12 protein-coding genes are annotated in these 12,803 nt (G+C 49.3%); 8 read left to right on the top strand and 4 right to left on the bottom strand.

Features of this window, described 5'->3' with window-relative positions; genetic code table 11:
- Positions 1 to 106: IS3 family transposase (locus Q0R17_RS19725; RefSeq protein ID WP_293932832.1), on the top strand; the 106-nt coding region annotated here is incomplete at its 5' end.
- Positions 107 to 179: 73 nt separating this feature from the next.
- Here Q0R17_RS19725 and Q0R17_RS19730 read toward each other — a convergent pair.
- Complete coding sequence (locus Q0R17_RS19730; RefSeq protein ID WP_293938212.1) at positions 180 to 1,445, bottom strand: murein L,D-transpeptidase family protein; 1,266 nt, start codon at positions 1,443 to 1,445, stop codon at positions 180 to 182.
- Between the two features lie 6 nt (positions 1,446 to 1,451).
- Entirely contained in the window at positions 1,452 to 2,513 is a 1,062-nt protein-coding gene (locus Q0R17_RS19735; RefSeq protein ID WP_293938214.1) for a tetratricopeptide repeat protein, read from the bottom strand.
- A gap of 108 nt (positions 2,514 to 2,621) precedes the next feature.
- Between Q0R17_RS19735 and Q0R17_RS19740 the strand changes: the two genes are divergently transcribed.
- The 3 genes from Q0R17_RS19740 to Q0R17_RS19750 all read left to right on the top strand — a co-directional run bounded on the left by Q0R17_RS19740 (position 2,622) and on the right by Q0R17_RS19750 (position 5,162).
- The gene (locus Q0R17_RS19740) at positions 2,622 to 2,936 is read left to right on the top strand and encodes a DMT family protein (RefSeq protein WP_293938215.1); all 315 of its coding nucleotides are present in this window, start codon (positions 2,622 to 2,624) and stop codon (positions 2,934 to 2,936) included.
- A gap of 142 nt (positions 2,937 to 3,078) precedes the next feature.
- The gene (gene upp, locus Q0R17_RS19745; protein ID WP_293938217.1) at positions 3,079 to 3,708 is read left to right on the top strand and encodes a uracil phosphoribosyltransferase; all 630 of its coding nucleotides are present in this window, start codon (positions 3,079 to 3,081) and stop codon (positions 3,706 to 3,708) included.
- A gap of 233 nt (positions 3,709 to 3,941) precedes the next feature.
- Complete coding sequence (locus tag Q0R17_RS19750) at positions 3,942 to 5,162, top strand: uracil-xanthine permease family protein (RefSeq protein ID WP_293938219.1); 1,221 nt, start codon at positions 3,942 to 3,944, stop codon at positions 5,160 to 5,162.
- 44 nt (positions 5,163 to 5,206) lie between these two features.
- Here Q0R17_RS19750 and Q0R17_RS19755 read toward each other — a convergent pair whose 3' ends face one another.
- Positions 5,207 to 5,647 carry a hypothetical protein gene (locus Q0R17_RS19755; RefSeq protein WP_293938221.1) on the bottom strand — a complete coding sequence of 147 codons (441 nt, stop codon included), beginning with the start codon at positions 5,645 to 5,647 and terminating at the stop codon, positions 5,207 to 5,209.
- Positions 5,648 to 5,792: 145 nt separating this feature from the next.
- Positions 5,793 to 6,761: a PotD/PotF family extracellular solute-binding protein gene (locus Q0R17_RS19760; RefSeq protein WP_293938223.1), complete on the bottom strand. Its 969-nt coding sequence runs from the start codon at positions 6,759 to 6,761 to the stop codon at positions 5,793 to 5,795.
- A 306-nt stretch (positions 6,762 to 7,067) separates the two neighbouring features.
- Here Q0R17_RS19760 and Q0R17_RS19765 point away from each other — a divergent pair, with 306 nt between their 5' ends.
- From Q0R17_RS19765 to Q0R17_RS19780, 4 genes are all read left to right on the top strand, one after another.
- Positions 7,068 to 8,759, top strand: coding sequence for a glutamine--tRNA ligase/YqeY domain fusion protein (locus Q0R17_RS19765; RefSeq protein ID WP_293938267.1), 1,692 nt, complete (start codon positions 7,068 to 7,070; stop codon positions 8,757 to 8,759).
- The gene (locus Q0R17_RS19770; RefSeq protein ID WP_293938225.1) at positions 8,756 to 9,133 is read left to right on the top strand and encodes a hypothetical protein; all 378 of its coding nucleotides are present in this window, start codon (positions 8,756 to 8,758) and stop codon (positions 9,131 to 9,133) included. Before Q0R17_RS19765 ends, Q0R17_RS19770 begins: the two co-directional genes overlap by 4 nt.
- A gap of 113 nt (positions 9,134 to 9,246) precedes the next feature.
- Positions 9,247 to 10,320, top strand: coding sequence for a uroporphyrinogen decarboxylase (hemE, locus tag Q0R17_RS19775; protein ID WP_293938227.1), 1,074 nt, complete (start codon positions 9,247 to 9,249; stop codon positions 10,318 to 10,320).
- A 291-nt stretch (positions 10,321 to 10,611) separates the two neighbouring features.
- Positions 10,612 to 12,795, top strand: a complete 2,184-nt coding sequence (locus Q0R17_RS19780) for a primosomal protein N' (protein ID WP_293938229.1) — start codon at positions 10,612 to 10,614, stop codon at positions 12,793 to 12,795.
- The last annotated feature ends 8 nt before the right edge of the window (positions 12,796 to 12,803 follow it).

Below are 12,803 nucleotides of genomic sequence, written 5' to 3' on the forward strand. Positions count from 1 at the left end.
GCAAGGCATCGTGGATTACATTCATTACTATAACCACGACCGAATCAAGCTGAAATTAAAAGGGCTGAGTCCTGTGCAATACAGAACCCAGCTCTTGAGTACCTAGCTTTTATACTGTCCAACTAATTGGGGTCAGTTCAAAGCGTTAAATGCTTGGGGCTTTTTTTGGTATATGCAGTTTAAGTGGCGGCACCTTCAAAAATGATTTTCCATGCGCCATCTTCTTGTTGCCAGTATTGGCGCTTTTTCATCTGATTATCTAGATTGTTGCTGCGATAGTCTTGTTTAAAGCTGGTGGTTAAGCGTGGATTAGCGCCGCCGCTGGCAAAGATGCTGAGATCATCAAGCCGAACTTTACTCCAGCTTTTACTTGCGCTCACCGAGGTTTTTTGGCGGCTCCAAGTGGCAAGGTCTTGCCCATCGTCACTCTTAAATTGTTTGCCGTAGCGGCTTAAATAGGGCTGAGTCTTCAGTGATTCCCATTCTTCGCGCCAGTCGTCAATCAGGCTGAGCGCAGCATCGTGCCTAGATTGCCATTCTACTTTGCTGACCCATTCGGCCTTAGGAACGATCACGACGGGGGTTTGGCCAATTTGAATATATTGCGCGATATCGAGCATTTCTTCATTGGTCATGGCCACGCAGCCATTGGATGCCCAAGGCGCACGCGCGTAAGTGTTGGCTGGAACGCCATGTAGCCAAATGCCAGAACCAGTGCGTCCTTCGCTTTTATCGATCTCATTGGGGAAAGAAATCGGCCATGCGCCTACGCCGTATAAATCAGCCTGAGCGCCACGGGTTTTATCCAGATAAGGGCGTGTCAGGTGGCTGGTCACAAAATACACCCCGAGAGGTGTGCGTTGATCGCCTTCTTTAAATTTATCTGCCCCTAGCTTGCCGATGGTGGCGTAGTGATCGGTGACATAGCTAGGTACGCCATCTACATTTTTAAACACATAAACACGGGATGCCGCAGCATCGACCAAAATGGCGTATTGCTGGCCAGGGGCAAACACCAGTAAGTGAGCGGGCAATAAGCTGTGTGGCTCGCTACTTTGGCGGCTACTGATCCGTGCAAGCGCCTCTTTACGTAGATCGTCCAGCTTATCGCTTGAGGGGCTGCTCGCTCCTGCGCCAATATTATTCAGTGGCATGGTGCGCATTGCGTATAGATCGCCAGAAAGCAGATGGGCGAGGCGATAATTGGGGTGTTCTAGCAATAAAGCATTGACGGTGGCGCGCGCATCCGCCAGTTTGCCGTGACGAATATGGTCTATCGCGGCCAAAATTCTTTGTTCAGGCGAGCCAAGACTCGCACTACCTATTTTCTCTTCCAGAAAACGGGGTTTGGCGGGGTCCGAAACAATAGGGCGAGCAGGTGGCGCAAGCATCAGTAGGGCAATTAGGCAAGCACTACGCTTGCCCCAGATAAACAAACTACGCATACGTGATTAGGAGCCTGCTCGCTCTTCTCGGATTAGCCAGCGGCCACCCGATTTTGCAAGGATTAAAGTTTTACCAGTCGTGCTAGATAAGTGACTGGCCTTGTATGACTGGCGAAAGCGTGCTTTGGCCGTACTATCGTCATTGATCTCTATTTTTAAATCAGCGATTTTTACTTCGATAGATTTTGGGCTACTAATGCGATTGCGGCGTTCTGCGCCCCATGCGCTAAATTTTTGCCCACCAGGGGTTTTAAAATCGCTGCCATAAGCGGCTAGATAGCCGTTCACATTTTGCTTGCTCCATGCCTGTGCCCAGCCTTCGACCGCAGCGGCAATTTGTTGCTTATCTGCATCATGAGTTTCAAGCTTCGGTGCTGGAGTAGGGGCAAGTGTTGGGGCAGACGTGGCTTTAACAACTGGTGCTGGTGTGGCAGTTGGCTTGGCAGGCACAGGGCTTGGTGTAGTTAATGGTTTTGCGGTTGGCGTGACTATGGCGACCACGTCCGCTGGTTTAGCCGCTGGGGTGACTATTGCTACTTTTGCGTTAGAAGCTTTGCTTGGGGCAATTGGGTTGCCAAAGAGGCTGCCAACCATTTTTAATTTAGTTTGTACGGCTGGATTGCTACCCTCTAATTGCAGTGCTTTGTCGTAAGCTTGGGAGGCAAGACGTGCGTATAAATCACCCAAATTTTCATGCGCAGTGGCATAGGCTGGGTTGGTTTGTATTGCCATGAGTAGTGCCGCACGGGCTTTATCTAATTGGTTTTGCTGAGCGTAAAGCACGGCTAAATTATTATAGGGTTCTGGGAGCTGCGGGTTGTCTGCAGAAAGCTGAGTAAAGGCTTTGATGCCTTCATCGGTCCTGCCCATTTCTGTCAGAATAATGCCGCGTAAAAAGCGAATGGATGGCTCTTTAGGGGATTTGATCAGGGCTTTATCCGCACGATCCAGCGCCTGCGGTAATTGCTTGGATTTAAGTAACTGCTGAATATCCTCAGCATCCCCAGCGAGCACGTTTAGGGATAAAAAAAGAGGCACAAGGGCTAAGGCAATGCTACGCAGTGTCATGTGTGTGTCCAAAACAGTTGGTCAGGCGCTAAACTGGGCGAGTTTAACAAAAAATGAGCATCCTTGCCGCAATGAACCTGCCCCCATCTAATTATATCTATCCTACTTTTGATTGCATCCAATGTGTTTATGACTGTGGCTTGGTATGGGCACTTGAAGTACGCCCATAGCAAACCTTGGTTATTGGCGGCGCTATTGAGCTGGGGTATCGCTTTATTTGAGTATTTATTACAGGTGCCCGCCAATCGAATCGGGATTGGTGTTTACACATTGCCTCAGTTGAAAATCATTCAAGAGGTTATTAGTTTGTCGGTGTTTATTCCGTTTGCTGTATTTTATATGAATCAACCGCTTAAGCTGGATTTTCTGTGGGCAGGCTTGTGTTTATTAGGTGCAGTTTATTTTATGTTTCGTAGTGCTTGATAGGTCCATATTTATTGTTTGATATTAACGCCTAGTGGAGTGAAACGATTTATTCTGTATGCAAGTTGTATTTTCACCGATGCGCTTTTGTGTAAGGAGCGCTACACTGAAATGTTAATATTTGTTTTTTTTGGGCGCCGTCATGCAAATTACCGTTGTAAAACACCCCTTGGTGCAACACAAACTCGCTCTGCTTCGTGCAGAGAATGTGAGCACAAATAAATTCCGATTGCTTACAGAAGAGCTGGCTCGTTTGTTGGCTTATGAAGCAACGCGTGATTTGCCATTAGAAACCACCCTGATTGCTGGCTGGTGTGGCCCTGTAGAAGTTCAGCAGGTAAAAGGTAAAAAGCTCACCGTTGTGCCTATTTTGCGTGCGGGTATTGGCATGCTCAATGGCGTACTAGATTTAGTGCCTTCGGCCAAAATCAGCGTAGTGGGTTTAGCGCGTAATGAAGAAACACTGCAGCCTGAGCCTTACTTTGAAAAATTTGTCGGCAATCTAGAAGATCGCCTCGCCTTGATCATCGATCCTATGCTGGCCACGGGTGGCTCTTTAGTTGCAACCATCGATATGCTTAAGCGCAATGGCTGTAAAGATATCAAAGCGATTGTAATGGTGGCCGCTCCTGAGGGCGTGAAACTGGTTAATGATGCTCACCCTGATGTAGAAATCGTGGCTGCTTCTTTGGATAGCCACTTAAATGAGCAGGGCTACATTATTCCTGGGCTTGGGGATGCTGGAGATAAGATTTTTGGTACAACAAAGTAATCTGAGTTTTAAGTTTTAAATCATCCCCCTCGCAGCAGGGGGATTTTTGTATCTTGTAGCCTGTCGGACTTAGGCGATCGTCACGAAACAATGACCAGTTTGAGACAGATTTCATGTATTTTTGAGGCGAATAGCGAGCTATTTAACGAGAAAATGCGTGAAATATGGCCGAATGAGGCGTTTTTGCAGTAGGTCGGTCCTAAGTCCGACAGGCTGCTATGGGAGCGGTGTTTATGTGGTTTGCCTTAAAGCAGTTTGTTTCGGGAGCGCAGATTTTATTTGTAGCGTTTGGTGCTTTGGTGTTGGTGCCTTTGCTAACAGGATTGAATCCTGCGATGGCCCTTTTGGGCGCGGGTGTAGGCACTTTGGTATTTCAATGGCTTACTGGCCGTAAAGTCCCCATCTTTTTAGGCTCTTCCTTTGCATTTATTGGGCCGATTATTTTTGCCATGCATACTTGGGGGCAAGCCGCGACGCAGTTTGGCCTATTTGCGGCCGGTTTTATGTATTTTGTCATTGCGGGCTTGATCAAATGGCGCGGCATGGGTTTTATTCATAAATTGCTACCGCCAGTAGTGATTGGCCCCGTGATTATGGTGATTGGTTTGTCGGTTGCGGTGGCGGCGTCAGGTATGGCAATGGGGCAGGGCGGTGGTAAGCAGCTGGTGGCCTACAACACTTCTTTATTCTTGGCGGCAATTTCTCTGGGTACAACAATTATTGTTTCGGTATTTGCTGGCGGAATGCTACGCCTAGTGCCTATTTTATCTGGTGTAGTGGTGGGCTATATTTCCGCCATTTTTATGGGCGTAATTGATTTTACGGCGATTGCTGCTGCGCCATGGTTTGCGATGCCGCATTTTGTGACGCCAGAGGTAAACTGGGCGGCGGCGTTATTTATGCTGCCTGTGGCGATTGCACCAACGATTGAGCATATTGGCGCGGTGATGGCGGTGGGGCAGGTAACGGGGGATGATTACACCAAATCACCTGGCTTGCATCGCACCTTAGCGGGTGATGGTTTTGGTGTGTGCTTTGCTGGGCTGATTGGTGGCCCGCCGATCACCACTTATTCAGAAGTCACCGGTGCGCTGATGATTACCCGAAACTTTAATCCTGTCATCATGACTTGGGCGGCCGTTTTGGCGGTTATTCTGGCGTTCTTTGGTAAATTTAATGCGCTGTTGCAATCGATTCCTCTGCCAGTAATGGGCGGGATTATGGTGCTCTTATTTGGTACGATTGCGAGTATTGGTCTGAAAACCCTGATAGATGCAAAGCTAAACCTGATGGCGCCGCGTAATTTGGTGATTGTGTCTGTGGTGCTCACCTGCGGGATTGGTGGCTTGATGCTGAAGATTGGTGATTTTAATCTGGCAGGGGTAGGTTTGGTGAGTGTATTGGCTATTTTGATCAATTTACTATTGCCTGCTGAGCAAGAGGCGATTGCATAAAGATTTCATAAAGGGTTGCGTGGGCTTTGGGCCCACGCTATTGCTTACAGATTTGAATGTAAGCTGTGCCGAAGTTTGATCGCCGCTTCTACGCCTTCTTCATGCTCGGGAACCGTGTCAAACTGGACTACACAGTAGATTCTCCAGCCGCCAGCCCCACGCTTCACATGGTAGCAAGTGCCGTATTGCCAAGGGGCCATATCTAGGCGCGTGACCGACCAGATGAGATTGACGCTTGCAAAATCAGGGCTGATACAGAGTACGTCCTTAATTGTATAGCTTGCACTAAGAAAACCCTGTTGTTCAAACCAGCCTAGTAAGCTTGCAGTTGCAGGCAGCAATAAATCCATTGTTTCCCAAACGGTTCCTTGGCCTTGATGAATGGTCATAAAGGGCAAGGCAAACATGGATGAGACTGCGTTTGCATCTAAGGCTGAATACGCCTCGCCATATTGTTCAAAAAACAGCTCTAATCCTTCGTCCACTTTCTAACTCCAGTATCTAAATGCCTCTGGTTGTATACATTACATGGCACTTTAGATAGATACAATCATTTACGTACGGGGGTGAGAGGGGGAAATGGTGTGGTTTAAAAGTATTCTTCCCCGTTGATTCTTTACATGGTCTAAATTAACGTACTTTGATGGCGGTCCAATAACGGCTTAATAAGCGTCGTTCATTGGCGTTATAAGCGCGCATTAATGTCCACTTGGCAAAGTCTTGGGGCTTTGGGTTGAGTACGGGGTGTTGGCTGAGTTCTGGGTCTAGAAAAGCTGCTGCAGTGCTGACGGGGCTAATGCCGCCGCTGGCTTTAGCTTGCGCCGCTGCTGTTTTGCCTTCTAGCAAAAAATCGATAAATTGATGGGCTAGATCTGGCCTTGGTGCATCACGCATAATGGCGACGGTATCCATCCACCATTCATTGCCTTCTTTTTGCGCGGTAAACTCAAGCTTAAATTTGCGTTTGGTTTCTCTGACTTCGCGGCGCGCCTGAAATAAATCTGAGCTATTACCCATCGCCAACCAGATATTGCCATTGGCAAGTTGGCGGCTGTAGCTGTCGTTGTTAAACGCCGCCCAATAAGGCTTAGCTTTGCGAATCACTTCGCTGGCGGCAGCAAGGTCTTCTTGCTTGCCAGAATTAGGGTCTTTGCCAAGATACATCAGTGCGGCGGCAAATAACTCACGCGAGCTATCCAAAACAGTTACTTTATTGCGGATTTTTTTGAGCTGCTCTGGGTCAAAAATCGCCGCCCAGCTGCTGGGGTCAACTCCTGCAGCTTTCAGTTTTTCTGCGTTATAGCCCAGCAGCGTCACGCCGATCATAAAGGGCTCATGGTAGGCGTTGTTATTATCGTAAGGCACGCGTAGAAAAGCGGGCAGGATATCTTTGCTGTGTGGCAGCTTGCTTTTATCCAGCTGCATTAGCTTATTTGGGCCAATCAGGGCGGGCAAAACAAAGGTGGAGGGAAAAATAAGGTCGTAACCCTTAGCGCCAGCGGCAAGTTTTGCGAGTAGTTCTTCATTATCACCATAAAAGCTTTGCTCTACACGGCATTGGCAGCGTGCTTCAAATGCTTGGATGGTGCTGGCAGGCATGGAGTTGCTCCATACATAAATCGACAGTTTGTCAGTCGCATTTGCCCAGGATACATGAAGTAAAAAACCTAAAAATAACCATTTCCACATTGCATTTATTCCTTTAAATAAAGTTAATTACAGGGGGGGGCTGACTTTATCTGTACTTGAGTGTGCTTGGTTTTAATGAATAAGCAGCAAAAAGGGCGCAAAGATAGCATGCAAGTGGTAATCGTAGCACCCCGTACCGCTGTGGCTAGGCCCCAATTGGTACGCGGTTACGGTAGAATAGACCTTGTCCAAATACCATTGAACCCTATTCAAGATATGAGCAAAGAAGCCTCGGTTCCTACTGTCAGTAATTTTATTCGTAGCACGATTGAAAGCGACCTTGCCAGCGGCAAGCATTCGTCGATCCAAACGCGCTTTCCGCCTGAGCCAAATGGCTATCTGCATGTAGGCCATGCTAAGTCGATTTGCTTGAATTTTGGTGTAGCTGAGGATTATCAGGGCCAGTGCAATTTGCGCATGGACGACACCAATCCTGAAAAAGAAAATGAAGAGTTTGCTCAGGCCATCGCCAGTGATGTGAAGTGGCTGGGCTTTGAATGGGCGGGTGAGATTCGCCATGCTGCCGATTACTTTGATCAGTTGTACGCTTACGCCGAAGAATTAATTCAGGCGGGTAAGGCTTTTGTTTGTGAGCTAAATGCCGAGCAAATGCGCGAATACCGTGGCAATTTTGAAGCGCCGGGTAAAAACAGCCTTCACCGCGATCGCTCTATTGAAGAAAATTTAGATTTATTCCGCCGTATGAAGGCCGGTGAATTTGCTGACGGTAGCAAAACACTGCGTCTTAAAATTGATATGGCCGCGCCTAATTTGAATTTGCGTGATCCAGTGATCTATCGCATTAAGCGCGCACACCATATTCGTACCGGCGATAAATGGTGCATCTATCCGATGTACGACTACACCCATTGCATTTCTGATGCGCTGGAAGGTATTACCCACAGTCTGTGTACACTCGAATTTGCCGACCATCGCCCGCTTTACGATTGGGTGCTGGATAATATCAGCATAGATTGCCACCCACAGCAGATCGAATTCTCACGCTTAGAGCTACTCTACACTATGACCTCCAAGCGTAAGCTGGCGGCGCTGGTGAATGAAGGCTTGGTATCAGGCTGGGATGATCCGCGTATGCCTACCGTGGTTGGTATGCGCCGCCGTGGTTATACGCCAGAGGGCATTAAGCTATTCGCCCAACGTGTGGGTGTGTCTAAGTCAGAAAATGTGGTTGATTTAAGTATTCTGGAAGGCGCAGTACGCGAGCAATTAGAAAGCAGCTGCCCACGCATTATGGCCGTGCTGCGCCCGCTGAAAGTGACACTGACTAATTATGAGGAAGGCGTAACCGCTTCGCGCGCAGCACCTTATCATCCACAGCATCCAGAGTTTGGCGAGCGAAATGTGCCAATTAGCCGTGAGATTTGGGTAGAGCACGATGATTTCGCCGAAGTTGCCCCAGCAGGCTGGCAACGCCTGACGGTAGGTAGCGAAGTGCGCTTGCGCTACTCCTATGTAATGAAATGCGATGAAGTGGTGAAAGATGCGAGTGGCAATGTGATTGAGCTTAAATGCAGCCTTGATCCAGACACGCTGGGCCAAAATCCAGTGGGCCGTAAGGTAAAGGGTGTCATTCACTGGTTGTCGGCCGAGCACGCTGTGCCTGCTGAAGTGCGTTTGTACGATCGCCTGTTTACTGAGGCTCGTCCGGACGCGGTGCGTGGCGCGGATGGCGAGTATGTCGATTTCCGCCAGTTTATTAATCCGGAATCGTTGGCAGTGGTCACAGCCTATGTAGAAGCCGTGGCGCGTGATTTGGCCCCGGAAACACGCTATCAGTTTGAGCGCTTAGGTTATTTTGTGACTGATCGCAAAGATCATATTACGGGTGAAAAAATTGTGTTTAACCGTGCGGTTACGCTTAAAGACACGTGGAAAAGCACAACATGAAAAAGTCGCTAGCACTGCTATTGTTGGTGTGTAGTGGCACTGTGTTTTCTGCAGCGCCAGTCGTCGTTTATCAAGGTGCAGCAGGCCAGCCGCCGGTGCAAGTGGCTTTGGCTTATCTGAAAGATAAAATCAGCAATCCTGCTGGGCAGTTTGAATATCAAGGTTTAGATATTAAGCAGCGCTCGCAAGGGGAGGATTTTTCCCGCACTCAGTTAAGCGTAGAAATCAAAGGCTTGATGGATGATAGCGTGGCGAGTGAGCGCTACCGCTTTAAAATGGGAGTGGTTGACTCTGTGTGGGTGATTACGGCAGAGCAAAAAGATCATCGCTGCCGTCGTGGCGTGAAAGGCTATACCCAAAAGCTTTGCCCTTAAGCCTTTGTATTTCTGTTTCTTGTGGGCGGCCTGCCCGCCCCATTCTTCTGCAAATAGCCTTAGCCGCCTGATAGGCTGCGAGGGCTATTGTGCTTTAAAGGACGCCTAATTTAATGAGCCAATTACAAAACGATACTTTCTTACGCGCGCTATGTCGTGAGCCAGTTGAATACACCCCCGTTTGGCTGATGCGTCAAGCGGGGCGTTACTTACCCGAGTACTGTGCTACTCGCAAAGTGGCGGGTTCATTCTTGCAGCTGTGCAAAAACACTGAGCTAGCCACCGAAGTTACCTTACAGCCACTAGAGCGCTATCCGCTAGATGCCGCGATTTTATTTAGTGATATTTTAACCGTGCCCGATGCGATGGGCTTGGGGCTGTATTTTGCAGAAGGTGAAGGGCCTAAGTTTGAGCGTCCACTTCGGGAAGAACGCGATATTCTGGCGCTGACGGTGCCAGATGTAGGCACTGAGCTGCGCTATGTTACCGATGCAGTTTCGTCAATCCGTAAGGCTTTAGATGGCCGCGTACCGCTGATTGGTTTTTCTGGCAGCCCGTTTACTTTGGCCTGCTATATGATCGAAGGTGCAGGCTCGGCTACCTTTAGCCGCGTTAAAACCATGCTTTATGATCGGCCTGATCTCTTGCATCACATCTTGGATGTGAATGCCCGTACCGTGATTGATTATTTAAATGCGCAAATTGAAGCTGGTGCGCAAGCGGTGCAGATTTTTGATACTTGGGGTGGAGCGCTGGCTTATGGTAAGTATCAGGAATTCTCACTGAATTATATGAAGCAGGTGATTGCTGGCCTTAAGCGTGAACATGATGGCCGTAAAGTGCCGGTGATTGTGTTTACCAAGGGCGGTGGTCTGTGGCTGGAAGATATCGCCGCCAGCGGCTGCGATGCAGTGGGCTTGGATTGGACGGTGGATCTGGCTGATGCACGCCGCCGTATCGGCGATAAAGTGGCTTTGCAGGGTAATTTTGATCCCAATGCGCTGTTTGCTAATCCTGCGGCGATTGAAGCTGAGGTTGATCGCTTGCTGGCAAGCTTTGGCACGGGGGAAGGGCATGTGTTTAATTTAGGACACGGCATTTCTCAATTCACGAATCCTGAACATGTGACGACATTAGTGAATAGTGTACATAAACTGTCACAAAACTATCATCAAATTAGCAAATAAAACAAGGGCTTATATCGATGTTGTGTATTGATTGTATCGATATAAGCCTGAGTTATACACACCAAAGTGGTCAAGAAGTGCGGATTGTCAAGTATTAAAGAAAAATTAACCCATTGTTACGTGTTTTTTTAAGTTATTGATTTTAAACGATTTAATTTAAAGTTCAAAAAATAGGCAAGCTAAGCACATCCCCGATTCTATTGGGGTTTTGCCAGTTATTCGCAGTTAATCCACAAAGTTATCCACACAATCTGTGGGTAGTCTTGTTTGGCTCATGTTTGCAGGGTACGTATGACCGGAATATTAAAGAATAGTTGCTATTTAACTGTCGCTCTTGATGTTCCGCTTACACGCTCTTTTGAATATAGCTTTACAAGTGAGATTGTACCAACGGTGGGCGAGCGGGTGATTGTGCCCTTTGGCCCACGTAGTTTGGCAGGCGTGGTGCTGGCGGTATCGGCTGAAACGCAGTTTGATAGCAGCAAAATTCGCCAGATCACGGCTCTGCCTAGGGATATGCCGCCACTGCCCGCCGATATACTGGCGCTGAGTCGTTTTTGCGCTGAGTACTACGGCCATCCATTAGGACAGGTACTCGCTACGGCCTTGCCAGTGGCTTTACGCCAGCCTAAGGCGTTTATTCCTCCTGAGCCGAGCGGTGTGTACCAAGCGGGTGATCTAGCGCTGCTCTTGGCCAATATCTCGGCTCGTGCGCCCTTGCAAAGACGGCTGGCTGAGATGCTGGTACAGCCAATGGCGCGTGCTGAGCTGGCTGCGGTGTCGCCAAGCGCCATGAAGTGGTTAAAAACATGGCTAGAGGCAGGCTGGGTAAGCTTTACTGCCGCCTTGCCAGATGCGATTCCCCTGCCTCTGGCGGCGGCGCTTGCCAATAGTGACCAGCAGGCGGCAATTGATCAGATTGTGGGTGCAGCAGGCTTTGCCGCTTTCCTTCTATTTGGGATTACCGGTAGCGGCAAAACTGAAGTCTATTTGCAGGCGATTGCCCATTGTTTGGCCCAGGGCCGCCAAGCATTGGTGCTGGTGCCCGAAATCAACTTAACCCCTCAGTTAGAGGCGCGTTTTAGAGCACGTTTTCCAACTGCTCGTATCGTGGCCTTGCATAGCGGCTTAAGCGATAAAGAACGGGTGGTGAATTGGCTTTCAGCCAGCCGTGGCGAGGCGCATATTGTGCTGGGCACGCGGCTTGCGGTATTCACCCCCATGCCAAGGCTGGGCATGATTGTGGTGGATGAGGAGCACGATGCCTCGTTTAAACAGCAAGAAGGCCTGCGCTATTCGGCGCGTGATGCGGCGGTGTATCGGGCACATCAGCGGCAGGTGCCAGTGGTGCTCGGCTCGGCTACGCCAGGCTTAGAGACTTGGCATAATGCTCGCCAAGGTCGTTATCGCCTGATTACCCTACAGCACCGCGCTGTGGGTGGCGCCATGCCACCGCAAATTGAAATTATCCCCATGCACCGCGCCAAGACGGTAGAAGGCCTACATCAGGCCACATTAAATATCATGCGGGATCATTTGGCATCGGGGCAGCAGGTGCTGGTGTTTATTAATCGTCGTGGTTACGCGCCGGTATTGTCTTGCGGCGAATGTGGCTGGTTGGCGGAGTGCAAACGCTGCTCGGCCAAACTGGTGCTGCACTTAAAAGAGCGCCGTTTGCGCTGCCATCATTGTGGTTATGAAGAGCCGATTCCTGCTGCCTGCCCAGATTGTGGTAATCAAGATTTACGCCCACTAGGGCAGGGCACGCAGCGGGTAGAAACGGCTTTAGAGGGCTTGTTTCCTGAGGCGAAGATCTTACGTATTGATCGAGATAACACACGGCGTAAAGGCAGCTTGCAAGAAATGCTGCGCCAAGTGAGTGCGGGCGAGGCTAATTTACTGGTTGGTACGCAAATGATGGCGAAGGGGCATGATTTTCCATCGCTCAATTTAGTGGTGGTGCTCAATGCCGATGCTGGCTTGTTTAGCGTGGATTTCCGCGGTGAAGAGCGCATGTATGCACAGCTCTTGCAGGTGGCGGGCCGTGCAGGGCGGGCAGGTACACAGGGACGGGTGTTGATTCAAACCGGCTATCACGATCATCCTTTTTACAGCCAACTTTTGGCGCAGGATTACGCAGCTTTTGCTGATAGCCAGTTGGATGAGCGGTGCAGTATGCAGCTCCCCCCGTTTGCTGCTTATGCCTTGCTACGCGCCGAAGCAGAAGATGGGGCCTTGGCAAAAGCGTTCCTTGCTGAGCTACAAAGTGTTTTGGCTGATGCACCTGGCGTGCAGATGTTTGACCCTATCGCGGCCAGTATGCAGCGCAAAGCGGGGATGGAGCGTTGGCAGCTATTGGTGATGTCTGATACTCGCCATCCTTTGGTGAATGCACTGAAGCGGATTATGCCCATGCTGGAAGCGCGCAATAATAAGGTGCGCTGTATTTTAGATGTGGACCCGATCGAGCTTTAAAATAACCC

It is taken from the genome of Iodobacter sp., from assembly GCF_025352645.1.
Classification (GTDB): Bacteria; Pseudomonadota; Gammaproteobacteria; order Burkholderiales; family Chitinibacteraceae; genus Iodobacter.

Bases quoted from the DNA above. Each gene is read 5' to 3' on its own strand.
- Q0R17_RS19730 (WP_293938212.1), bottom strand. From the start codon at position 1,445: ATGCGTAGTTTGTTTATCTGGGGCAAGCGTAGTGCTTGCCTAATTGCC.
- Q0R17_RS19735 (WP_293938214.1), bottom strand. From the start codon at position 2,513: ATGACACTGCGTAGCATTGCCTTAGCCCTTGTGCCTCTTTTTTTATCC.
- upp (WP_293938217.1), top strand. From the start codon at position 3,079: ATGCAAATTACCGTTGTAAAACACCCCTTGGTGCAACACAAACTCGCT.
- Q0R17_RS19750 (WP_293938219.1), top strand. From the start codon at position 3,942: ATGTGGTTTGCCTTAAAGCAGTTTGTTTCGGGAGCGCAGATTTTATTT.
- Q0R17_RS19760 (WP_293938223.1), bottom strand. From the start codon at position 6,761: ATGCCTGCCAGCACCATCCAAGCATTTGAAGCACGCTGCCAATGCCGT.
- Q0R17_RS19765 (WP_293938267.1), top strand. From the start codon at position 7,068: ATGAGCAAAGAAGCCTCGGTTCCTACTGTCAGTAATTTTATTCGTAGC.
- Q0R17_RS19770 (WP_293938225.1), top strand. From the start codon at position 8,756: ATGAAAAAGTCGCTAGCACTGCTATTGTTGGTGTGTAGTGGCACTGTG.
- hemE (WP_293938227.1), top strand. From the start codon at position 9,247: ATGAGCCAATTACAAAACGATACTTTCTTACGCGCGCTATGTCGTGAG.
- Q0R17_RS19780 (WP_293938229.1), top strand. From the start codon at position 10,612: ATGACCGGAATATTAAAGAATAGTTGCTATTTAACTGTCGCTCTTGAT.